This window comes from Streptomyces sp. NBC_01775 (assembly GCF_035917675.1).
Classification (GTDB): domain Bacteria; phylum Actinomycetota; class Actinomycetes; order Streptomycetales; family Streptomycetaceae; genus Streptomyces.
This window is the reverse complement of the sequence record NZ_CP109104.1, coordinates 4,461,229-4,483,895: the sequence shown is the minus strand read 5'-3', so window position 1 is coordinate 4,483,895 and position 22,667 is coordinate 4,461,229. Positions and strand designations below refer to the sequence as shown.

The following is a 22,667-nucleotide window of genomic DNA, read 5'->3' as shown; positions in this document are numbered from 1 at the left end:
CTTATGCCCCTCCTCATGGTCCGCATGAGGATAGGCCGTAGACGGACGGACGTGCGAGTCGCGCCCCTCTTGGACCAGCCGCCCCAGGGGTCACATTTCCGGCCGTTCCCCGGCCCTTGTCCCCGGGAACCAGCTCGTCCGGCGCTTCGGCCGGCCGCCGCAGCGCGCTTGTGACCTGGCCGCACGCCCTGCCGGAGCAGGCTCATGTCCCGCGCTGCCGCAGACGGCGAGCAGCCGCTCCCGATCCTTAACGTCACAAGGAAGTCGCTTTAACCCGCGCTTCCCTACGTTCGACGGCATGGAATCGCTGAGCCAGTTCGCCACCCACCTCGCACTCGACCTCGCAGCCGTGCTGGTCCTGACGTTCGCCGTGTACTTCCCCAGACACCGGCGACGGGACCTGCTCCCCGCTTATCTCGCGCTGAACGTCGCGCTGTTCGCGGTCGTCGCGGCCCTCGCCCGGGTCGGGGGCGACGGCGGAATGGCGCTCGGATTCGGCCTGTTCGGCGTGCTGTCGATGATCCGGCTGCGCTCGGAGTCCATCCAGCACGAGGAAGTGGCGTACTACTTCACCACCCTCGTCATCGGCCTGGTCTCCGGTCTGCCGCACCTGCCCTTCGGCCTCGCCGCCGCGCTGTGCCTGCTGCCCGTCGCCGTCCTCTACTGCGCCGACCACCCGCGCCTGTTCTCCCGCACCCGGCGCGCGGTCGTCACCCTGGACGCGGCCGTCACCGCGCCGGAGGCCGTACGCGAACGGATCCGCGCGCGGCTGGGGGAGCCGCTGGCCTGGAAAATCAGCGAGGTCGACTTCGTCCGTGACCTGACGGTCGTGGACGTGCGCTACCGCCAGCCCGCGCCGTCGGCGAAGAACGAGTCCCTGGCCGCGTCCCGGGGACGAAGCCGCAGCGCCGTTCGTGACGACTCCGGCGACAGCGACACCCGCAACTCCGGTGGCAGCGACCCCCGTACGTGTGACACCGCATCTGCCGCTGCCCCTGCCGCTCAGCTGACGGAGACCGCCCGATGACCGGGCCTGTCACCGCGGCCACCCGCGTCGCCCCGGCCGTCCGCGCACTCGCCCGGGCCGCGCTCGCCGCCCACCCCGTCGGTCTGGCCGAGGTCATGGAGCGCGCCCCGCTGCTGGACCGCTACGACCGCTGCTACCTCGTCCCGTCGCACGCCTTCCAGGACATCGCGGCGCGCCTGACCGACCCGCACCGCGACGAGCCCTTCCGCGCCCTGTCCATAGGCGGACGCCGGTGGTTCGGCTACCACTCCGTCTACTACGACACCCCGGGCCTGCGCGCCTACCACGACCACCGGCAGAGCCGCCGGCAGCGCTGCAAGATCCGCGAGCGGCTCTACGAGGACACCGGGGAGCGCCAGTTCGAGATCAAGGCGAAGGGCGGCCGGGGCCAGACCCTCAAGTTCCGCCGCCGCCTGGGCGAGCGCGCCCACGCGCTGGAAGACGCGTCCCGCAGCTTCCTGCGCCGGACGCTGGAGGAGACCTACGGCGCCGGCTTCACCGTCCCCGACGACCTGCGCCCCAGCCTGGTGACGGACTACACCCGCGCCACCTTCGTGGCCGACGGCCGGCGCATCACCTGCGACGCGGGCCTCGTCTGCCGCGACGCCCACGGCAACGAGGTCCGCGCGGCCCGTGACCTCGTTCTCGTCGAGACCAAGTCCTACGGCCACCTCACGGAGGCCGACCTCCTCCTCCACGAACACGGCCACCGCGCCGCCGACTTCACCAAGTACGCCTCCCTGGGCGCCCTGACCCCCACCCTCCCCGCCAACCGCTGGCGCCGCGCCTTGAGGGAGGTCTTCACGGTGGCGTAGCCGCGTTCGGCACGCTTGCCTTCGCCGTTCGCCGTTGCCAGGGCGCCCCGCCTTCGCGCCGCCGCTCACCGTGCGGCCCCGCGCGGGGCCCTCACGCCGGAAGCGGTCTTTCGTGGACGACGTGCTTCATCACCAGCGTGGAGCTGAGCCGCTGGACGCCGGGCAGCGTGGCGAGGTTCTCGTCGTACAGGCGCTGGAAGGCGGCGAGGTCGGCGGTGACGACGCGGAGGAGGTAGTCCGGGTCGCCGAACAGGCGCTGGGCCTGGATGACCTGGGGGAGCTCGGTGAGGGCCTGCTCGAAGTCGGAGATTGTGGTGCGGTCCTCCTGGCGCATGGTCACGAAGACGAGCGCGTCGAAGGTCAGCCCGACCGCGCCCGCGTCCACCACCGCGCGGTAGCCGCGGATCGCACCGGAGCGCTCCAGCTCGCGCAGGCGGCGGTGGCACGGGGAGAGGCTCAGGCCGACGCGGGCGGCCAGCTCGGTGACGGTCAGCCGCCCGTCTTCCTGGAGCTCCGCAAGAATCTGCCGGTCCATGTCGTCCATGGGGGAGATTCTTCCAGTGGTGGCTCTCCGGGGGAGCAAAACGGGGAGCACTTTTGGGCTGATCGTCCGTAATCTTCCTTCTGGAACCGTCAGGTCCGGAACCGGCGACCCGGGACCGTCAGAGAGGGAGAAGTACCACCATGGCCGTCAGCTCCATAGCCGCTTTCTTGGCCGTGTCCGTCATGCTCGTCATGGTGCCGGGTGCCGACTGGGCGTACGCGATCTCGTCCGGCCTGCGCGACCGCTCGGTCGTACCGGCGGTGGGCGGGCTGATGCTCGGCTACGTGGGGCTCACGGCCGTCGTCGTGGCGGGGGTCGCCGCGCTGGTGGCCCGCACGCCGGGTGTCCTCACGGGAGTGACCCTGCTCGGCGCCGCGTACCTGCTGTGGCTGGGGGTGACGACGCTGATCTCGACGTCGTCCGCAGCCGCTTCCGCACCCCGGGCCGAGGTGGGAGCGGAGGGGGAGCCCGCCGCGCGGGCCCGGGTCCTCAAGGGCGCGGGCGTCAGCGGACTGAACCCCAAGGCGCTGATGCTCTACCTCGCGCTGCTGCCCCAGTTCGCCGACCAGCACGGGGACTGGCCGCTCGCGGCGCAGATCGGTCTCCTCGGCCTGGTGCACATGCTCACGGCCGGTGCCGTCTACCTCGGTGTGGGCACCCTGGCCAAGACCCTGCTGAGCGCCCGGCCCACCGCGGCGCGCGTCATCACTCGCCTCTCGGGCGTCGCGATGATCGCCCTGGGCGGCCTGCTGCTGGCCGAACACCTCATCCCCTGACGGGCGCGGGCCCTGACGGGCGCGGGCCCCTGACAGACGGGGCCCCAACAGCGGGCTCAGGCGCACGCCCCGAAGCGGCAGCGCACCGCCGCGCCCCCATGCGCCGAGGTCCCCAGCTCGACGCCGCCGCCCGAGTCCTCGGCCGCCGTCCGCGCGATGTCCAGGCCGAGCCCCGTGGAGCCCGCCCCGCTCTCGCCGCGCGCCGCCACCTCGGCGCCGCCGTCGGCGAAGCCGGGGCCCTCGTCCTCGACGGCGAGGGTGCCCTCGGGGGTGACGGTGATCCACAGGCCCGCGCCCTCCGGCGTGTGGTCGAGGACGTTGCCGATCAGGGTGTCGAGCACGGCGGACAGCTCCTCGCGGGAGACCCGTACGCACACCGGCGCCGCGGGCGCCGAGACCGTTACGGCGCGGCTCTGGTCCTCGGCGAGCGGCGTCCAGAACGCGGCCCGCTCGCGCGTCACGGCCGCCAGGTCGCACCGCTGGGAGCCGGGGTCCGCACCGGCCCGTCGCGCGGCGCGGATCACGCCGTCGACGCTGCGCTCCAGCGCCGCCACGGACTCCCCGATCCGCGCGGCCTCATCCGCGTCCCGCAGCCCTTCGGCGTCCAGCCGCAGCGCGGCGACCGGCGTGCGGAGCCGGTGCGCGAGGTCGGCGCCGCGCTCGCGCTCGGCGGTGACGAGGCCGTCGATGCGCTCGCCCAGCTCGTTGAGCCGCCCCGCGAGCTGCCGCAGCTCGCGCGGGCCCGAGGGCTCGGCGCGCGCGGTGAGCTCGCCGCCCGCCAGCCGGTCGGAGACGAAGGCGAGCTGCCGCGTGGCGCGGACGAGGCGCGCCGCCAGCCGGTCGGCGAAGGCCAGCCCGAGCAGCATCAGCGCGACGCCGAGCCCGAAGACCGCCAGCCAGGAGGGGAGGACGCCCGCGTGCAGCTGGTCCTCGCTGACGGCGACCTCGACGACGGACGCGGAGTGCGCCGAGGGCCGCACCCGGCCATGCTCCTTCCCCTCCGCCCCGGACGCGAGTACCGGCACCATCACCACCCGGCCCCCGCCGTGCCCGTCGCGCGGCGCGTAGGTGAAAGCGCGCCCGCCGCGTGCCAGCTTCAGCGCGTCGGCGCTGACCCCGCCCGTGCGGCGCCCCAGCACGGTGTCGTCCGCGAGGACGACGGAGGTACGCGGCTGCCCGCGCCCGTTGAGACCGTCCACCACGCCCTGGACGACCTCTCGCCCGCCCGCGCCCCGGCCCAGCGAGCCCCCGACCACGGCGGCGACGGACTGCGCCCGCTCGGTGGCGTCCGTCATCGCCCGGTCCTCGGCGTGGCTGCGCACCAGCAGCGCCAGCGGTACGAGCAGGACGGCGAGCACCACGACGGTGGTCGTCCCGATGAGCGCGAGCAACTGTCTGCGCATCAGCCGTCGCCCTCGATGGCGTCCCCCTCGGAGGCATCGCCCTCGGCGCGGTCCCCCTCGGCGGAGTCCCCGGCGCGGTCGCCCGGGGGCTCTTCCGGTGCGGCCAGCTTCACTCCGACCGTGCGCACCGTGTGCAGATAGCGCGGGCGCTGCGCCGTCTCGCCCAGCTTCCGGCGCAGCCACGACAGATGGACGTCGACCGTCTTGTCCGCGCCGCCGAGCGGCTGCTGCCACACCTCGGCCAGCAGCTCGCGGCGGGAGACCACCTGGCCCTGGCGCCGGGCCAGGTAGCACAGCAGATCGAACTCGCGCGGGGTCAGCTCCAGCGCCTCCCCCTCCAGCGTGACCTCGCGTGCCGAGGGCGCGACCAGCAGCCCGCCGACCCGTACGGGCGGCTCGGGCTCGTCCGGCTCCCCGCTGCCCAGCCGCCGCAGCACCGCCTTGATACGGGCCTCCAGCTGGCCCGATCCGAACGGTTTGACGATGTAGTCGTCGGCGCCGTCCTCCAGCGCGGCGACGATCTCCGGCTCCTCGTCCCGCGCCGTGGCGACGATCACGGGAACGTCGCTGACCGAGCGCAGCATCCGCAGCACCTGCCCGCCGTCCACGTCCGGCAGGCCCAGGTCCAGCACGATCAGGTCGGGCCGATGGGTGACCGCCGCGTCGAGCCCCGCCATGCCCGTGGCGGCCGTGGCCACGGCATGGCCACGGTCCCGCAGCGCCCGTACGAGCGCCGCGCGCAGCTGGGGGTCGTCCTCGACGACGAGCAGATGTGGCACACATGCACGTTAGCCATATCGCCGGGCTCCGCCGACAGGCAGCCCGCACCGATACCGGCACCTGCACCGATACCTGCACCGGCACCGATACCTGCACCGGCACCGATACCTGCACCGGCACCGATACCCGCACGGGATCCGGCACCGCACCGGTCTGTCCCGGCTCCCGCGCTGTCCCCTTGCCCTGCTCTTAACCCGGCATTAGGGAACGGGACGGCAGACTGCCGGACATGCGGGACGGCACGGAGGGCCCAGAGCGCCCAGCGGACACGGCGGCCAGGTACGACAGCACGGCGGCCCGGCACGACAGCACGACGGCCGAGCACGACAGCACGGCGGACATCCCGGGCAGGCGGCCCCGGCGCAGGCAGCTCGGCGCCGTGGCCTGGGTGTGCGCGGTGGCCGCCGCCTTCCTCCTGGGCGCCTGGTCCTTCTCGCACGCGGACCCCGGCGGGCAGTACGGCCGCCCCGAGCCGCTCACCGAGGCGGGCGTCCAGCACGAGCTGTCCCAGGCCCAGCAGCGCGCCGCCACCAGGAGCGCGTACCCCGAGAGCACCCGGAAGCCCGAGGAGCCGACGTCCTCCCCGCACCCCTCCCGGCCCACATCCCGCACCAGCACCAGCACCGTCCGCTTCCCCGACGGCCTCGGCACGGCGGTGGCCGAGTGCCGTACGGACGCGCGCACGGTCAAGCTCCTGAGCTGGTCCCCGGCCGAGGGCTACAGCGCCGACGACGTCGAACCGGGGCCCGCGCCGAAGGCCGGTGTCGAGCTGGAGCCGGCCGCCGACGACGCCGACGACCACACCGTCATCGTGCGCTGCGCCCAGGGCAAACCCCATGCCGCGTACGAGAGGGAGGACGCGGACGACGACTGATCATTACCCTGGCTTGCGTCCACCCTCCCGTGGCCCCTCCGGCCCGGGAGGTGTCCGTCCGTCCGGGCGGGCCAGACGCGAGTGAACCGAGGTACCGACCGTGACGACCCACATCCCCTCACCAGCCACCGCCTCCGCCCCCGCCGCCTCCGCCCCCGCCGCTCCCGACCCCGGTGCGGGCCGGGCCGTGCACGCCACGGACCGCGCGCACGTCTTCCACTCCTGGTCGGCCCAGGGCCAGATGGACCCGCTCGCGGTCGCCGGGGCCGAGGGCTCGTACTTCTGGGACTACGAGGGCAAGCGGTACCTCGACTTCGCCAGCGGTCTCGTCTTCACCAACATCGGATACCAGCACCCCAAGGTCGTCGCCGCGATCCAGGAGCAGGCGGCGAAGATGTGCACCTTCGCGCCGGCCTTCGCGATCGAGGCCAGGTCCGAGGCGGCCCGGCTGATCGCCGAGCGCACCCCGGGCGACCTCGACAAGATCTTCTTCACCAACGGCGGCGCCGACGCCGTCGAGCACGCCATCCGCATGGCCCGCCTGCACACCGGCCGCCCCAAGGTGCTGTCCGCCTACCGCTCGTACCACGGCGGCACCCAGCAGGCGATCAACATCACGGGCGACCCGCGCCGCTGGGCCTCCGACACCGGTACGGCGGGCGTCGTCCACTTCAACGCCCCGCACCTGTACCGCTCGCCGTTCTACGCGGAGACCGAGGAGCAGGAGTGCGAGCGCGCGCTGGCACACCTGGAGCAGACGATCGCCTACGAGGGCCCGCAGACGCTCGCCGCGGTCATCCTGGAGACCATCCCCGGCACCGCCGGGATCATGCTGCCGCCGCCCGGCTACCTCGCCGGCGTCCGCGAGATCTGTGACCGGTACGGGATCGTCTTCGTCCTGGACGAGGTGATGGCGGGCTTCGGGCGGACGGGCACCTGGTTCGCGGCCGACCTCTACGACGTCGTCCCCGACCTGCTCACCTTCGCCAAGGGCGTCAACTCCGGCTACGTCCCGCTCGGTGGCGTCGCGATCTCCGCGAAGATCGCCGAGACGTTCGATCAGCGCCCCTACCCGGGCGGCCTCACCTACTCGGGCCACCCGCTGGCCTGCGCCGCCGCCGTCGCCACCCTGGAGACGATGGCCGAGGAGGGCATCGTCGAGCACGCCGCGCACCTGGGCGAGGCCGTCATCGGCCCGGCGCTGCGCGAGCTGGCCGAGCGCCACCCCTCGATCGGCGAGGTGCGCGGCACCGGCGCCTTCTGGGCCCTGGACCTGGTGCGCGACCGCGCCACCCGCGAACCGCTGGTCCCCTACGGCGCGACGGGCCCCGCCAACGCGCCCATGGCCGACTTCGCCGCCACCGCCAAGCGCGCGGGACTGTGGCCGTTCGTCAACATGAACCGCACCCACGTCGTGCCGCCGTGCAACATCACCGAGGCCGAGCTGAAGGAGGGCCTGTCCGCGCTGGACCAGGCCCTGACCGCGGCCGACGCGCACACCGTCACGGGTGGCGGCGCGGGCGGGGGCGCGAGCGCGTGATCAAACGCAGCACCCTGCGCTCGCAGGTCGCCACCGCGCTGCGCGACGAGATCCTCGCCGGACGGCTGGCCACCGGCCGCGACTTCACGGTCAAGGAGATCGCCGAGCAGTACGGCGTCTCCGCGACGCCCGTGCGCGAGGCGCTGGTCGACCTCGCGGCGCAGGGGCTGCTGGACGTCGAGCAGCACCGGGGCTTCCGCGTGCACGAGTTCACGCTGGCGGACTACCTCGCGATGTGCGAGGCCCAACAGCTCGTCGTGGACGGCGTCTTCCAGGGGCTGCCGAACCCCGCGGGGCCCGCCGAGGGCCGACGCGGTGACGCGCGCTGCGAGACGGTGGCCGAGCGGGCGTTCCAGGCGCTGCGGCCCGAGGTCGTGACGTCGGTGCGCCGCCGCGCCGTCGCCGCCGAACGCGCGGCGCGCTCCGGCGACCTGGACGTGCTGATCGCCTACGACCTGCGCTTCTGGCGGGAGTTGAGCGGCCTGCTCGGCAACGCGTACGTCTGCGACTTCCTCGACCGCCTCCGCATCCAGTGCTGGGTCTACGCCGTCTCCGTGCTGCGCACCCTGCCGACCCCGCGCGGACACCTGTGGTCCGGCCACAACGCGCTGGTCGACGCCGTGGAGTCGGGCGACGCCGCGAGCGCCCGCGAGGTCATGGCCTCCTACAACTCCCACGCCCTCGCCCTGGTCGGCATCGGCGCGGGGCAGGGCCGGGCCGGGCAGCCGGACGGCACGGACGGAGAAGACGTGCGGCCGAACGACACAGACGAGGGAACGGAACGATGAACGGGGCGTCGAGCGCCTCGCGGCCCCTCGTCGCGCCCCCGCGGCGCACCGGTGCCACCCCGCTGCCCGGCGGACGGGAGCTGGGCTGGGCGGAGTGGGGGCCGGAGGACGGCGTCCCGGTGCTGTTCTCGCCGGGCGCCGCGACGAGCCGGTCCCTCGGGTTCGGCGCGGGCGTCGTCGACGCGCTCGGGGTGCGGCTGATCGCGCTGGACCGCCCGGGGCTCGGCGCCTCCACGCCACAACCGGAACGTACCTTCGACGACTTCGCGGCGGATGTGGCGGCCCTCGCCGCCTACCGGGGGCTGGGCCGTCCGGCGATGGTGGGCAACTCCCAGGGCGCGCCGTTCGCCCTGGCCTGCGCCGCACACGGGGTGACGGGGCCGCTCGCGGTCGTCTCCGGCGCCGACGAGGTCGCCGATCCCCGTTTCGCCGAGCCGCCCTTCGAGGAAGCGCTGCCCGCCGAGCTGCGCGGCCTCATCGCGCTCTCCGTCTCCGAACCCGGCGCCGCCCAGGCGCGGTTCGCCCGTCTCACGCCACAGGCCATGTGGGACATGGTGCTCGCGGGCAGCCCGGCCTGCGACCGCGCCGTCTACGAGAGCCCCGACTTCGCCGCCGCCTACCGCCACGCCATGGACGAGGCGTTCGCGCAGGGGCCGGACGGCTACGCCCGGGACACGGCGTTGGCCATGGGCCGCTGGGGCATCGACCTGGCGGCCGTCGCCACGCCCGTCGGCTTCTGGTACGGCGAGGAGGACTTCAGCCACTCGCCCGACCAGGGCGCGGGCCTCGCCGCGCGGGTGCCCGGTGCCGTACGCCACGTGGTGCCCGGCATCGGCGGCGCACTCCTGTGGACGCACGCCGCCGATGTGCTGCGCGTCCTGCTGGCCCGTACGGCGCCGTGACCTGGACCGTGCCGGGGTGCGTCACCAAGGGCTGTCACAAGGGCTGTCACAAGGGACGGACCGGGAGCGTCACAAGGGGCGTGACCGGGGGCGTGCCGGGGGTGAAGCCGCGCGTCGGTGTGCTGAACACACCGGGCAGGGGGCGGATGGCGCCGGGCGCACTACGCTGGGCCCATGCAGGTCCCTGACGGTATAGGAGCGCCCCTTGGCCTGTGACCTCTGGCTGGTACCCCTCGTCGACGTGCTTTGCCACAGCCCCGACAACCCGTTCGCCGAAGAGATCGCCACCTACGACAGGGCGCTCACCGAGGCGGGCCTGCCCACCGTTCCGGTATTCGGCTACATGCCGGGCCTCTCCGGCGACGTCGCCCCCGTCGCGGGCTTCGACTACGACGCACTCCACTACCTGCGCCGCGCCTATCTGCTGCTCGCCAGCGGACTGGAGGTCACCCCGGTGGGCGAGCTGGGCGGCGACTACGAGCAACTCCTGGAGATGTTCGAGCAGACGGCCCAGCAGTCCCACCTCGTGTGGCACTACGACCACGCAGGGGCCTACATCCCTGTCGACTTCAACTCCCCGCTGTCCGACGACGAACTCCTCGAAGGCGGCGGTCCGCTGGGCTCCAGCCACGGCCTGCTGCGCGAACTCCACCTGGTGGGCCCGCATCTGGGGATCGACCCGGACAACCCGCCCCCGGCGCCCGCGGCTCCGCTGCGTCCCACCGATCTGGACGAGCCCGCCGCGTCCGCCGCGATCGGCTACGACGACGGCACGTCCTTCGGCCGCGAGCGCCATGTGTGGCTGAGCCTGCATGCCGCGGCGACCCGCAGCCTGGCCCAGGGCTCCATGATCGTCTTCGGCTGACCCCGGCCCGGACCCGGGTCCACATCCGGTGGGCCCGGGTCCACGCCCAGTGGGCCCGGGTCCAGCCCAGGCTCAAGCGGATCCGGGCCGGGCCCCGGCCGGGAACAGCGCCCGCCGGGGCTCAGCCCGGCGGGCGCTGGCGGGGCATGCTCGGGCGCTGCCCGTTCGGTGGTGGCGGGGGCGGCAGCCGACGCGCCGGCCCACCCGCGGCGGGGCCGCCGCCGTAGCGCCGCGCCCGGCCGGTCCGCAGCGCACTGTGGAGATGCACGGGCGCCGAGGCGGTCCTGAACTCCACCATCCAGTCGGACGTCTCCGTCCGTACGATCTCGCCCACGTCCTCCGCGAAGCGCCGCAGCACCGCCAGCGACCGCTCGGCCGCCTCGCCCGCGGTGCCCTCGGCGGGCCCCAGGACCTCACGCACGTTCTCCGCCGCCCACTCGTACCGCAGCGACTCCAGCCGCCCCTGCACGGCCTGTGCCGTGGCGATGTCGCGCATCCAGCCCGAGGTCAGCCCCAGCCGGCGGTCGGCCAGTACGCACACGCCGGCGACGAGGAACGCGATGTATCCGGCATACCCCCAGACCGCCCACGCGTGGGGCAGCAGTCCCGCCAGATCCAGCAGCGGCACCGCGGCCCCCGCCGCCGCCCCGGCGACGGCCCCGGCGCGCAGCACCCGCGCCCAGCGGCGCTTGCGCACCCGGTCGGACAGATACCACTCGACGATCTCCAGCGCCCCCCGCTCGACCCACTGGTACAGCTCCTCCAGACGCTCGGCGGGCTCCTCCCAGTCACCGGACGGAAACCCGCGCCCCAGCAGATCCGGCTGACTCACCCGAGCACTCCCAACGACGCCCAACGACGCCTGACGACAACCCACGACGGCGTACCGCGGCGTTCCGGCCCCCGCGTCCGACCCCCGCGTTCCGGCCGCCCCCGCGTTCCGGCCGGCCCCGCGTTCCGACGTCCCTTCCTACCGCCGGTAGAGGGACTTTCACGTCGAACCCCTATGTTTTCCCTCAGAAGGGGTCGGATCCCCGGGCGCGTCGCGGGAGGGCCGTCCCCCGGAGGACTGACGGGCGCCCCCGACCGCCCTCCCCGACCGCCCCCCGACCGCGCCCCCAAGGCACCCGCCGCCGCCCGCTACGCTGGGCGGCGTGAGGATCCTGGTCATTGGCGGCGGTGCCCGCGAACACGCAATCTGTCGCTCGCTCTCCCTCGACCCCGAGGTCAGCGCCGTGCACTGCGCTCCCGGCAACGCCGGGACCGCCGAGGTGGCCACGCCGCACCCCGTCGACGCGCTGGACGGCGCCGCCGTCGCCGACCTGGCGGCCTCCGACCAGGTCGCCGCGGACCTGGTGATCGTGGGCCCCGAGGCACCGCTGGTCGCGGGCGTCGCCGACGCGCTGCGCGAGCGGGGAATCCCGGTCTTCGGCCCCTCCGCCGAGGCCGCCACGCTCGAAGGGTCCAAGGCGTTCGCCAAGGAGGTCATGGCGGCTGCCGGGGTGCCGACCGCGCGCAGCTACCTGTGCACCACCCCCGAGCAGGCCGACACGGCGCTGGACGCCTTCGGGCCGCCGTATGTGGTCAAGGACGACGGCCTCGCCGCGGGCAAGGGCGTCGTGGTGACCGACGACGTCGAGGAGGCCCGCGCGCACGCCCGTGCCTGCGGTGGCGCGGTGGTCATCGAGGAGTTCCTCGACGGACCCGAGGTCTCCCTCTTCGCGGTGACCGACGGCGAGACCGTCGTACCGCTCCAGCCCGCGCAGGACTTCAAGCGCGCCTACGACGCCGACGAGGGCCCCAACACCGGCGGCATGGGCGCCTATTCGCCGCTGCCGTGGGCCGACCCGAAGCTCGTGGACGAGATCATGACCACCGTCCTGGAGCCCACCGTCCGCGAGCTGCACCGCCGCGGCACCCCCTTCTCCGGCCTGCTCTACGCCGGTCTGGCCCTCACCTCGCGGGGCGTACGCGTCATCGAGTTCAACGCCCGCTTCGGCGACCCGGAGACCCAGGCCGTACTCGCCAGGCTGCGCACCCCGCTGGGCGGGCTGCTGTACGCGGCGGCCACCGGCACCCTCGCCGACCTCCCCGCGCTGCGCTGGAGCGACGGCGCCGCCGTCACGGTCGTCGTGGCGGCGCACGGCTACCCCGCCAAGCCCCGTACGGGTGACGTTGTCGAGGGGCTGGAGGAGGTCGCGGACCAGGACGGCCCGCACGCCTACGTCCTGCACGCGGGCACCAGCGCCGGCGAGGACGGCACCGTCCGCAGCGCGGGCGGGCGGGTGCTGTCGGTGACGGCCACCGGCGCCGATCTGCACGAGGCCCGCGACCGCGCCTACGCGGCAGTCGGCCGCATCCGGCTGGCGGGCTCGCACCACCGCACGGACATCGCCGCGCGCGCGGCGGCCGGGGCGAAGGACTGAGCGCACGGCCCAAGGATCGAGCGCACGGGCCCAAGGATCGAGCGCACGGGCCCAAGGATCGAGCGCACGGGCCCAAGGACCGAGCGCACGGGCTCAAGGGCCGAGCGCACGGGCCCAAGGACCGAGCGCACGGCCCTCATATCGCCCCGGGGCGACTTTGAGCAAGACCTCTCCCCAAAGCCATTCCATCGGGTGACCGGAGCCTCGTACGGCTGACGCCCGGCAGGGCCCCAACTAGGGTGCCGAACAAGCCGAGTGGGCCGCCCCCGACGGGCGTCCGTCGACTGGCGCAGCGCGCATTGCGGTGTCAGCGCGCGGTGTCAGAGTGGGTGGGAGCCGGAGAGACCGGCTGCGACTTGGAAGGTGTCCGGGGGTGAGAGATGAACGGTGTCGGCCGCCGCGCCGCCACGCGCTCCGCGCGTGCTCACGCCCTCGCGGTGCTGCGGGTGCGCAGCACGGTCCTCGGCCTCGCACTGCTCCCGGCAGCCGCGGCCGTCATCCTGATCGCGGGCAACGCGACAGGCCACTTCGGCGCCGGGTGGGACACCGCACGCTGGGCCGTGACGGGTCTCGGCCTCGCGGTTCTGGCCTGCGCGGTGTCCGCGGGGCTCGTCATCGCCCGCGCCCGCCCCGCCGTCTCACCCACCGTTCCCGTCGACGAACGGTCGGCCCCCGACCTGTACGCCATGGTGCGGGACCTCGCCGAGCGGCTCGACGTCCCCGTCCCCTCCGCCATCGCGCTGACCCCGGATTGCGACAGCTGGCTGGAGGACCGCACCCACCCCGCGCAGACCCCCGCCTCCGGCACTCCGGCCGAGGAGCCGGGCGGGAGAGGGGGGAGGGCGCCGGGCGGGACGGGTGCCGGAAGCACGGCGCGGGCCGAAGCGCCCGTTCTGGTCATCGGCTCGCCGTTCCTGTGGTGGATGCGCGTGGCCGAGCTGCGCGCCCTGCTCGCCCCCGTCGTCGCGGGTACGGGCCCCTCGGTGCACCCCGACATAGCGGCGGCCCGCCGCTTCGTACGGGGCCTGGACGCGGCCGTCGCCGGGGCCGACAAGCAGCAGGGGCCGCCCGGCGCGGGCCGTCCCCGGCTGAGCGCGGCCCGGCTGGTGGGCCCCCTCGCCCGGCTGATGCTCCGTGCCGCCGGTCCGCACGTCACACAGATGGAGCGCGGCGTCGCAGCCGCCGCCTCCGAGCGCGCCCAGAGCGTCGATTACGGATTGCGGGTGGTCGCCCAGGAGCAGGTCGGGCTCGCCTACGCCGGGTGGGACCGGCTGCTGACCCGAGTAGCGCTGCCCGCCTGGCGGCTGGGCCTGTGGCCCACGCGGCTGGACGCCGGTGTCGTCTCGGCGCTGACCGAGCTGTCCCGCCGCGACCGCCTCGCCGAGGGCTTCACCTCCCGGCTGGGCGAGCGCCCCGCCTGCGATCTGCTGGAAGAGCCCGGCACGGTGGACGCCGCCGTCTCGCTGTTCGCCGCCCGGCTCTTCCTCGGTGCGACGCCCCCGCTGCCCATGGGCAGCGGCCCGGGTGCGGCGGCTCCGGAGTGGACACCGGTGGAGTGGTCGGCGTATCCGGAGGAGGTCGTCGACCGCATCTGGCGCACCGAGGCCGCCCGCCTCTTCGCCGCCCTCGACGCCACCCGCCCCACATGTGCGCCCTCCCCCGAGCCGGACCCGGCGGCGGCAGTCCGGCCGGACGGCGCAGACGCGGTGAACGCGGCGGACAGGGCGGACGGGGCGGAAGCGGGAAGAGCCGGGGAGGTGAGGACAGCCCCGAGCGCGGCGGACGTGGCGACAGCCGTGAGTGCGGCGGACGTGGGAACAGCCGAGGGCGCCGCACACAGCGGGCGGCCCCCGGGCACCGCAGAGGGGGACCACGATCACGAGCTGACCGGGCCCACCCTCTCCCGCGTCCTGGACCGGTTCGCCTCACCGGGGGAGACCGAGGCCCTGGCAGCGCGGATCAGTGCGGACGTGGCGCGCGCCGAGGCCATGAGCGCCCCTGGTGCCATCGGTGCGACCCCGGGCGCCGGGGTCCTGCCAGGGGCCGGGGAAACGCACCCGGCGCCCCCGGCCCCGATGGGCCTCCCGCTCCAGCCCCCGCGCAGCGGCCGGGAGCTGCTGACGGACCACATCACCGCGGCCGTCTGCTGCGCCGCCGTCGACACCGCGGGCGCCGCACCGGGTCTGGACTGGCTCGACGGCCCCACGCTTCTCGTCGAGGGCGAGCGCAGAAGCGATCTGTCCCGGCTCGTACTGGCGCTCGTCGAGGAGGGCGACTCCCGCGGCCTGCGCGACTGGCTGGCCGCCGTCGGCGTGCGCCCGGACAAGCCCGTGCGGCTTGTCTGAACTTCGTCCCCAACGGATTAGCGACGAAGGGTGACCACATGCATGCGTAATGTGATGTGCTGTCTGTCGTCACCAAAGCGCGGCACGGCACGGCGACCGGAGGCGGGCCCGTGGCGGACGCGCCGGCCATCCCGCGCCAGTGGGTCGGGAGGCCGGGGAGGGAGCAGACAGTGGGAACCGAGCGGACCGAGCAGGAACGGCACGCACCCCACGCCCGGCAGGGCGAGCAGACCCGGCGCTGGGAATCCGGCGCCCTCGCGCACGCCGTCACCGACCCCTTCGGCCAAGGCCCTCTGCCCTGGCTGCGGGTGAGCGAGAACTACTTCGAGAACGGCCGTCTCGTCCCCTGGTACATCGACTGCGACCCGGCGCCCGGCCAGACCTCGCGCACCCCCGAGCTGGTGCGCGAGCTGGCCGGCGGCAATCGCCTCGTCCCGCCGCCGCGCACCCGGGGCCTCTCCAGCAGCGGCCCGCCCGCCGCCGACGACGTGCGCTGCCAGATCAAGGGCTTCGCCTCCGTCCCGGGCGGCACCCTGCCCGGTGAGTCCATCGACTTCCGCATCACGGTCAACCCGCCCCAGCCCTTCAGCGTCGACGTCTACCGCATCGGGCACTACGCGGGCGCGGGCGCCATGAAGATCACCACCAGCCCCCGGCTGTCGGGCATCAGGCAGCCCGACCCGCTCACCGCCGACCGCACCGTCTCCTGCCACCACTGGTGGCTGTCCTGGCGGCTCCAGATCCCCGAGTTCTGGAGCACCGGCGCCTACGTCGCCGTGCTGACCACCGCCGACGGGCACCGCTCGCACATCCCCTTCACCGTGCGCGACCGCGACCCCGCCGACCTGCTGCTCATCCTGCCCGACGTGACGTGGCAGGCGTACAACCTCTTCCCCGAGGACGGCCGCACCGGCGCCAGCCTCTACCACGCGTGGGACGGCGAGGGGCGCCTGCTCGGCGAGAGCGAAGCGGCCATGACCGTCTCGTTCGACCGCCCCTACGCGGGCTCGGGCCTGCCGCTGCACGTGGGCCACGCCTACGACTTCATCCGCTGGGCCGAGCGCTACGGCTACGACCTGGCGTACGCCGACACCCGCGATCTGCATGCGGGCCGCGTGGACCCCACGCGCTACCGCGGCCTCGTCTTCCCCGGCCACGACGAGTACTGGTCCGTGCCCATGCGCAGGGCCGCCGAGAAGGCGCGCGACAGCGGCACGGCGCTGGTCTTCCTCTCCGCCAACACCATGTACTGGCAGGTCGAGTTGGACGCCCTGCCCTCCGGCGCCTCCGACCGCCTGCTCACCTGCCGAAAACGGCGCGGCCCCGGCCGGCCCGCGCTCTGGCGTGAACAGGGCAATGCCGAGCAGGGGCTGCTCGGCATCCAGTACGCCACGCAGGTCGCCGAGCCCTATCCGCTGATCGTCCGCAACGCGGACCACTGGCTGTGGGAGGCGACGGGCGCGGGCGAGGGCGACGAGCTGCCCGGCCTCGTCGCGGGCGAGGCCGACCACTACTTCCCCCGGACGGCCTTGCCGGAGCACACCGCGCGGATTCTGCTGGCGCACTCGCCCTACCGCGACCGTGGTGGCGCCCGGCGCCACCAGGAGACGTCCCTGTACCGCGCCCCGTCCGGCGCCCTCGTCTTCTCCTCGGGCACCTTCGCCTGGTCCCCGGCGCTGGACCGTCCCGGCTACGTCGACGCCCGGGTCCAACGCGCCACATCCAACCTCCTGGACCGCATCTGCAAGCGGGACTGACGTCCCGGGTTTCCCCGCCACCTCCTTCCCCGCCGCGGCAGCCCGGCGGTACCGACCCGGCACCCGCCGTCGGGGTTCTCGCCGTGCCGGTGAGCCCACCCACCCGCCCACCCGTTACCCCGCGACGGCGAGACAGGGCCCCACGGCCGTCGCGGGAGATCCGGGGGCGGGGCCCCGTTGCGGAGATGCGACCGGGGCACAGGGGAGAATCGGGGCACCCGTCGTACATCGGCCGCCCCCCGGGAGGAAAAAACGTGTCTGGATTTGTCGAGAAGCCCGAGCCCGCCAAGGTGCCCGGCCTGGAGCACCTGCACACGGGCAAGGTGCGCGACCTGTACCAGAACGGGGCGGGCGAGCTGGTCATGGTGGCCAGTGACCGGATCTCCGCGTACGACTGGGTGCTGCCCACCGAGATCCCCGACAAGGGCCGCGTCCTCACCAAGCTGTCGCTGTGGTGGTTCGAGCAGCTCATCGACGTGCTGCCCCACCACGTGCTCAGCACCGAACTTCCCCCCGGCGCACCCGCCGACTGGGAGGGCCGCACCACCGTGTGCCGTTCCCTGCGCATGCTCCCCGTCGAGTGCGTGGCCCGCGGCTACCTTGCGGGCTCCGGATGGGCCGAGTACCAGCAGTCCCGCACGGTCTGCGGGCTCGCCCTCCCCGAGGGCCTGGAGAACGGCTCCGAGCTGCCGGGTTCGATCTTCACCCCCGCCACCAAGGCGGCGGTGGGCGAGCACGACGAGAACGTCGCGTACGAGGACGTCGCCCGCGAGGTGGGCCCGGAGGCCGCCGCCGAGCTGCGCCAGTCCACCCTCGCCGCCTACGACCGGGCCCGCGACATCGCGCGCGAGCGCGGCATCATCCTGGCGGACACGAAGTTCGAGTTCGGCTGGGACGACGCGGCGGCCGAGCGTGAGGGCGGTGACGGCAAGCCCGTGCTCACGCTCGCCGACGAGGTGCTGACCCCCGACTCCTCCCGCTTCTGGCCCGCCGACCAGTGGCAGCCGGGCCGCTCGCAGCCCTCGTTCGACAAGCAGTACATCCGCGACTGGCTCGACTCGCCCGCCTCCGGCTGGGACCGCCACTCCGAGCAGCCCCCGCCGGCCCTCCCGCAGGAGGTCGTCGAGGCGACCAGCGCCCGCTACATCGAGGCGTACGAGCGCCTCACCGGCGTCCCCTGGAGCTGACTGGGCGGGGCGGAAAACGACGAAGGGCCCCGGTCCGAAGACCGGGGCCCTTTCTCTGAGCGGACGACGAGGCTCGAACTCGCGACCTCAACCTTGGCAAGGTTGCGCTCTACCAACTGAGCTACGTCCGCCTGTCCCCACCGGCACCCGGGGTGCGGTGAAGCGCGGCCCAGTATAGCTGGACTCGGAGGCGCTCGGACCGGGCGCTCAGATCCAGCCCCGTTCGCGGGCCATCCGGGCCGCCACGTGCCGGTTCTCGGCCCCGAGCTTCGCCGCGGCGGCCGACAGATAGTTGCGTACGGTGCCCTGCGTCAGCGACGCCTCGCGGGCGATGTCCGCGATGGACGCACCGTCGGTGGCCAGCTCCAGCAGCTCGGCCTCCCGGGCCGAGAGCGGGGAGTCCCCGGCGCTGATCGCGTCGGCCGCCAGTTCCGGGTCGACGTAGCGGCTGCCCCCGTGCACGGTGCGGATGATCTCCGCGAGCTGCTGCGCCGACGCCGTCTTCGGGACGAATCCCCGTACGCCGGCCGCCAGCGCCCGCTTCAGGTGGCCCGGCCTGCCGTGGCTGGTGACGATCATCGTCCGGCACTCCGGTACCGAGGTGCGCAGGCTGGAGGCGACCTGTACGCCGTCGGCCCCTGGCATCTGGAGGTCGAGCACCGCCACATCGGGCCGGTGGGCGAGGGCCATGGCCTTGGCCTCGGGCCCGGAGGCGGCCTCGGCGACGATCGCCAGATCGTCCTCCAGCGCGAGCAGCGCGGCCAGCGCCCCCCGGATCAGATGCTCGTCGTCGGCCAACAGCACGCGAATGCCCGACGGGCCCTCCGAGCCCCCCGTCCCGCCCGGGCCATCACCCGCCGCCCGTGCCTCCGCGCCCGCTTCGGCCTCTGGTACCTCGCTCACGGCTCTCCTCTCAACCCGTCGCCGTGCTGCCACCGACGCCGTCACCGGACGGGCGCTCGTACCCGAGTCCGGCCCCGCCGTCCCGCTCCACGGCCCCCGCTTCCACGGCCCCCGCTTCCACCGGCGGCACCCCCGCGTCCTCCCCGACCGGGACGTCCGCGCCGCCCGGGACCTCCGCCCCGACCGGGACCTCCGCGCGCAGTCGGAAGAGCGCGGCGCCGTCGGGGTCCGTAGTGCGCTCCGCCGTAAGGGTGCCGCCCAGGGCGGCCAGCCGTTCGCGCAGGCCCACGAGGCCCGAGCCGCCCTTCGTGGGACGGGCGCTCACGCCGTCGTTCTCCATCACCAGCACGGCGGCCGGGCCACCGCCGGCGAGGTCGACGGCGCTGACGTGTACGGCGCACCAGGAGGCCTCCGCGTGCCGCAGCACGTTCGTCGCGCCCTCGCGCACCACCCAGCCCAGCGCCGACTGCGCCTCGGGCGGCATCTCCAGCGTGCCCCCCTCGACCCGGCAGTCCACGCCCGCGGCGCGCAGTACCCCACGCGCACCGGCGAGTTCGGTCTGGAGGCCCACTTCCCGGTAGCCGCGTACGACCGCGCGCACCTCGGTCTGGGACTCGCGCGCCAGCCGCTGGACTTCCTCCATCTGCTCGACGGCGCTCTCGGCGCCGCGCCGCGCCAGCTGCGTCGCCAGCTCGCTCTTGAGCGCGATCACCGACAGGTTGCGGCCCATCACGTCGTGGAGGTCACGGCTGAAGCGCAGCCGTTCCTCGGCGACGGCCAGCCGTGGCTGCACCGTCCTGGCCTGGTCCAGCTCCCGCATCACCGACAGGTACCAGGTCGAGGACCGGGGTGCGAACACCCCGATGCACCCGGTCACGGCGACGAAGATCACGAGAACCACCAGCGAGGCCCAGCCCATGCCCGCCACCGCGAAGGCGCCGGTCAGCGCGGTGGTGAGGGCGGCCACCAGCTTCAGGGCCCGGCGCGGTGTCACACACAGCCCGTAGACGCCGAGGGGGCCGGGCAGTGAGCCGAACAGCGCCAGGGCCACGGCGGGACCGGGCTTGACCCAGTCGGCGGCCACCAGTGTCAGCAGCAGGGCGACGATGGGGGCCTGCACCACGACCATCGCCACGAGCCACCGTACGGGTACGGGACCCGTGCCCAGGTAGAAGTCCATCCCCTTGCGCAGCCCGCGCATGCTCAGCAGGCACTGGACGAGACCCAGCAGGTAGATCAGCCCGACCAGACCCATCGGCAAGGGGGCGTCATCGACATTGGGGACGATCTGCGGGCTGCCGCTGAAGTAGAAGATCCAGGGAGTGGAGAACAGCACCCAGCGCGTGGAGGTTTCGACCTGATCCTGCGTGCTGCGGCGCTGCCAGTTGCTCCACTTGGCCCTGCGCCAGCCGACCATCGGCCGCCTCCCGTCTCCCGAGCGCCCCTCACCCTACGTGGCATCCCCGAACCCCCGGCCCGCTTCTCAGGGCCCAGCCCCCAGCGGTATCCGCGCGCCCCTTCAGCGGCGAGGCTCCCAGCGGAAGCGCCGTCGGACCGTGTACGCGCCCAGGGCGATCCAGGCCACCGCGACGGCCAGCGCCCGCAGCGTCCCGGCACCGCTGAGCTGCTCGGTCCAGCCGCCGCGCACCAGGTCCATGACCGGCGTCATGGGCAGCCAGCGGAACGCCTCGGCCAGCTGGTCGGGCAGCACCTCCAGCGGGACGAAGACCCCGGAGCCGATGAACGTCAGCATCATCAGGGGCATCGGTGTCAGCTGCGCCATCTCGGCACTGCGGGTGAAGACCGTGGAGGCGGCGGCCAGCGAGGCCATCATCACGATGCCCAGCACCACGCCCGCGACGATCAGGTCGGGCCGCGCCGGGGCGCCCACGTCCAGTACGGCGGCCCCGCCGGCCAGCAGCAGCACGCACTGCGCGAGCCCGACGGTCACGGCGGGCAGCGCGGCGGCCCCGAGGATCTCCAGGTCGTTGGCCTCACCGGTGCGCAGCCGCTTGAGGACCAGCTCCTCGCGCCGTGCGACGTAGACGCCGACGAGGTTGCTGTAGATGGCGAAGACCAGCACCATCGCCACCGACCCCGGCACCACCGTGGTGCCCATCGACAGCCCGGTGCCGGACAGGTCGGCCTGCTCGACGGTCGACTTGATGGAGAAGGTCAGCATGATCGGCACGACGAGAGCCACGAACAGCGCCGACCTGTTACGCAGCAGCAGCGTCATCTCCGCCCGCGCGAGCGCGCCCAGCCGCCGCCCGGAGAGCCCGCTCGTCCTGGCGCCCTTGGCCTGGGCCCGGCCCGGTGTTCCGGTCACGGCGCTCATACCCGCATCCCCGCCTTCGTCCTCGTACCTTCGCCGCGGTCCGGACCCTGGTGTCCGGCGGAATCTCCGTGCCCGCCGGACGCGCTCCCCAGACCGTTCCCGTTCCCGTGCTCGTCCTCGTACCGGTGGCCGGCCTGGGCGATCTCCAGAAACGCCTCTTCCAGCGAGGCGGCGCGGGCCTGCAAGCCCTCCAGCTCGACGTCCGCCTCCCGTGCCCACAGCAGCAGTTCGGTCAGCGAACGCTGCAACGCGTCGGTCTTGACGGACACCGTGCGCCCCTCGACGGCGGCGGGCACGGACAGTGGCAGCCGCTCCGGCAAGACCCCCGCCGGCAGCCGGAAGGAGATCCGCGAGGGCCGCTCCGCCACCACCTGTTCCGGGGTGCCGGCCGCCACGATCCGCCCGGCCTGCATGATCGCGAGCCGGTCGGCGAGCTGCTCGGCCTCCTCCAGGTAGTGCGTCGTCAGCAGCACGGTCGTGCCCTGGGCGCGCAGCTCGCGCACCAGATCGGCGGTGTCGCGCCGCCCTTCGGGGTCCATGCCGGTCGTCGGCTCGTCCAGGAACAGCACCTCGGGCCGTCCGATCAGCGCCAGCGCCAGATCCAGCCGCCGACGTTCGCCGCCGGACAGCTGCTTGACCCGTACGCCGGCGCGCTTGCTGAGCCCGACCAGCGCGAGTGCCTCGCTCTCCGGCCTGGCCTCGCTGGTGACCCCCGCCCACATCCTGGCCGTCTCCGCGACGGTCAGCTCGGAGGGGAAGCCACCCTCCTGGAGCATGACGCCGGTCCGGGGGCGTACGTAGGCGCGCTGGGTGTACGGGTCGAGCCCGAGCACCCGCACGCTGCCCTCGCTCGCCCGGGCCAGCCCTTCCAGCACCTCCACGGTGGAGGTCTTGCCCGCCCCGTTCGTGCCCAGCAGTGCGAAGATCTCTCCCTCGCGTACGGAGAACGAGATGTCCCGTACGGCTTCGAAGGCGCCGCTCTTGCCCGCCGCGTACCGGCGTTTGAGTCCTTCGACCTCGATTGCGTCCATGCCCTCAAGGTTTCCGCCGTGCGGGCGCCTCGGGCAGTGCGGGGCGTCATCGTTGCTGATGACGAATGTCATCCGGGCCGGAACGTGTCATTCGGAGCGTGTCATCCGGAACGTCCCATCCGGGCCGGAACGCCGAGCCGTCGGAAAACCGAGCCGCTGGAAAGGGGCCCGGCGGCCCGGTGCGGAAAACGATGAAGGGCCCCGGTCCGAAGACCGGGGCCCTTTCTCTGAGCGGACGACGAGGCTCGAACTCGCGACCTCAACCTTGGCAAGGTTGCGCTCTACCAACTGAGCTACGTCCGCCTGCCGCCACCCGGCTTTCACCGAGTGGTGCGACCAATACCCTACCTGATCGTTTCCGACCGA

The 22,667-nt window shown here is 73.8% G+C and carries 20 protein-coding genes and 2 tRNA genes; 12 read left to right on the top strand and 10 right to left on the bottom strand.

What is annotated here, in order from left to right; all coding sequences use genetic code 11:
• Positions 1-298 precede the first annotated feature (298 nt).
• Entirely contained in the window at positions 299-1,027 is a 729-nt protein-coding gene (locus tag OHB04_RS19985) for a DUF4956 domain-containing protein (RefSeq protein WP_326807950.1), read from the top strand.
• A complete protein-coding gene (locus OHB04_RS19980) occupies positions 1,024-1,842 on the top strand; it encodes a polyphosphate polymerase domain-containing protein (protein ID WP_326807949.1) in 819 nt (272 codons plus the stop codon). Before OHB04_RS19985 ends, OHB04_RS19980 begins: the two co-directional genes overlap by 4 nt.
• A gap of 91 nt (positions 1,843-1,933) precedes the next feature.
• Here the strand turns inward: OHB04_RS19980 and OHB04_RS19975 are convergent, their stop codons facing one another.
• Positions 1,934-2,386: an Lrp/AsnC family transcriptional regulator gene (locus tag OHB04_RS19975; protein ID WP_326689060.1), complete on the bottom strand. Its 453-nt coding sequence runs from the start codon at positions 2,384-2,386 to the stop codon at positions 1,934-1,936.
• Positions 2,387-2,526: 140 nt separating this feature from the next.
• Between OHB04_RS19975 and OHB04_RS19970 the strand changes: the two genes are divergently transcribed.
• A complete protein-coding gene (locus OHB04_RS19970; RefSeq protein WP_326689059.1) occupies positions 2,527-3,162 on the top strand; it encodes a LysE family translocator in 636 nt (211 codons plus the stop codon).
• 56 nt (positions 3,163-3,218) lie between these two features.
• Here OHB04_RS19970 and OHB04_RS19965 read toward each other — a convergent pair whose 3' ends face one another.
• Together OHB04_RS19965 and OHB04_RS19960 are read right to left on the bottom strand one after the other, a co-directional pair.
• Positions 3,219-4,565, bottom strand: a complete 1,347-nt coding sequence (locus OHB04_RS19965) for a sensor histidine kinase (RefSeq protein WP_326689057.1) — start codon at positions 4,563-4,565, stop codon at positions 3,219-3,221.
• Positions 4,565-5,344, bottom strand: coding sequence for a response regulator transcription factor (locus OHB04_RS19960; protein WP_326689056.1), 780 nt, complete (start codon positions 5,342-5,344; stop codon positions 4,565-4,567). Before OHB04_RS19960 ends, OHB04_RS19965 begins: the two co-directional genes overlap by 1 nt.
• 230 nt (positions 5,345-5,574) lie before the next feature.
• Between OHB04_RS19960 and OHB04_RS19955 the strand changes: the two genes are divergently transcribed.
• The 5 genes from OHB04_RS19955 to OHB04_RS19935 all read left to right on the top strand — a co-directional run bounded on the left by OHB04_RS19955 (position 5,575) and on the right by OHB04_RS19935 (position 10,314).
• Positions 5,575-6,219, top strand: a complete 645-nt coding sequence (locus tag OHB04_RS19955; protein WP_326807948.1) for a hypothetical protein — start codon at positions 5,575-5,577, stop codon at positions 6,217-6,219.
• 112 nt (positions 6,220-6,331) lie between these two features.
• Positions 6,332-7,759, top strand: a complete 1,428-nt coding sequence (locus OHB04_RS19950; RefSeq protein WP_442815100.1) for an aspartate aminotransferase family protein — start codon at positions 6,332-6,334, stop codon at positions 7,757-7,759.
• A 38-nt stretch (positions 7,760-7,797) separates the two neighbouring features.
• On the top strand, positions 7,798-8,547 hold the full coding sequence (locus OHB04_RS19945) for a GntR family transcriptional regulator (protein ID WP_326809475.1): 750 nt from the start codon (positions 7,798-7,800) through the stop codon (positions 8,545-8,547).
• Positions 8,544-9,449 carry an alpha/beta fold hydrolase gene (locus OHB04_RS19940; RefSeq protein WP_326807947.1) on the top strand — a complete coding sequence of 302 codons (906 nt, stop codon included), beginning with the start codon at positions 8,544-8,546 and terminating at the stop codon, positions 9,447-9,449. The genes OHB04_RS19945 and OHB04_RS19940 overlap by 4 nt, the downstream gene beginning before the upstream one ends.
• Positions 9,450-9,654: 205 nt before the next feature.
• The gene (locus OHB04_RS19935) at positions 9,655-10,314 is read left to right on the top strand and encodes a hypothetical protein (protein ID WP_326689053.1); all 660 of its coding nucleotides are present in this window, start codon (positions 9,655-9,657) and stop codon (positions 10,312-10,314) included.
• A 121-nt stretch (positions 10,315-10,435) separates the two neighbouring features.
• Here the strand turns inward: OHB04_RS19935 and OHB04_RS19930 are convergent, their stop codons facing one another.
• Positions 10,436-11,191, bottom strand: coding sequence for an SLATT domain-containing protein (locus OHB04_RS19930; protein WP_442814887.1), 756 nt, complete (start codon positions 11,189-11,191; stop codon positions 10,436-10,438).
• A 277-nt stretch (positions 11,192-11,468) separates the two neighbouring features.
• Here OHB04_RS19930 and purD point away from each other — a divergent pair, with 277 nt between their 5' ends.
• The 4 genes from purD (at position 11,469) to OHB04_RS19910 (ending at position 18,029) form a co-directional block, all read left to right on the top strand.
• Positions 11,469-12,740 (top strand): phosphoribosylamine--glycine ligase, encoded by a 1,272-nt coding sequence (purD, locus tag OHB04_RS19925; protein ID WP_326807945.1) that lies wholly within the window; start codon positions 11,469-11,471, stop codon positions 12,738-12,740.
• A 380-nt stretch (positions 12,741-13,120) separates the two neighbouring features.
• Positions 13,121-15,085 (top strand): hypothetical protein, encoded by a 1,965-nt coding sequence (locus OHB04_RS19920; RefSeq protein ID WP_326807944.1) that lies wholly within the window; start codon positions 13,121-13,123, stop codon positions 15,083-15,085.
• A 170-nt stretch (positions 15,086-15,255) separates the two neighbouring features.
• Positions 15,256-16,842, top strand: a complete 1,587-nt coding sequence (locus OHB04_RS19915) for a N,N-dimethylformamidase beta subunit family domain-containing protein (protein WP_326689049.1) — start codon at positions 15,256-15,258, stop codon at positions 16,840-16,842.
• Between the two features lie 254 nt (positions 16,843-17,096).
• Positions 17,097-18,029 (top strand): phosphoribosylaminoimidazolesuccinocarboxamide synthase, encoded by a 933-nt coding sequence (locus OHB04_RS19910; RefSeq protein ID WP_326689048.1) that lies wholly within the window; start codon positions 17,097-17,099, stop codon positions 18,027-18,029.
• Between the two features lie 58 nt (positions 18,030-18,087).
• On the opposite strand, the gene OHB04_RS19905 is transcribed toward OHB04_RS19910, so the two are convergent.
• From OHB04_RS19905 to OHB04_RS19880, 6 genes are all read right to left on the bottom strand, one after another.
• Positions 18,088-18,160 (bottom strand) — tRNA-Gly (locus tag OHB04_RS19905).
• Between the two features lie 76 nt (positions 18,161-18,236).
• A complete protein-coding gene (locus tag OHB04_RS19900; RefSeq protein WP_326692814.1) occupies positions 18,237-18,839 on the bottom strand; it encodes a response regulator transcription factor in 603 nt (200 codons plus the stop codon).
• Positions 18,840-18,942: 103 nt separating this feature from the next.
• Entirely contained in the window at positions 18,943-20,349 is a 1,407-nt protein-coding gene (locus tag OHB04_RS19895) for a sensor histidine kinase (RefSeq protein WP_326807943.1), read from the bottom strand.
• Between the two features lie 102 nt (positions 20,350-20,451).
• Complete coding sequence (locus OHB04_RS19890; protein WP_326689046.1) at positions 20,452-21,270, bottom strand: ABC transporter permease; 819 nt, start codon at positions 21,268-21,270, stop codon at positions 20,452-20,454.
• On the bottom strand, positions 21,267-22,301 hold the full coding sequence (locus OHB04_RS19885) for an ABC transporter ATP-binding protein (protein WP_326689045.1): 1,035 nt from the start codon (positions 22,299-22,301) through the stop codon (positions 21,267-21,269). Before OHB04_RS19885 ends, OHB04_RS19890 begins: the two co-directional genes overlap by 4 nt.
• A 230-nt stretch (positions 22,302-22,531) precedes the next feature.
• A tRNA-Gly gene (locus OHB04_RS19880) sits at positions 22,532-22,604 on the bottom strand.
• Positions 22,605-22,667: the final 63 nt, after the last annotated feature.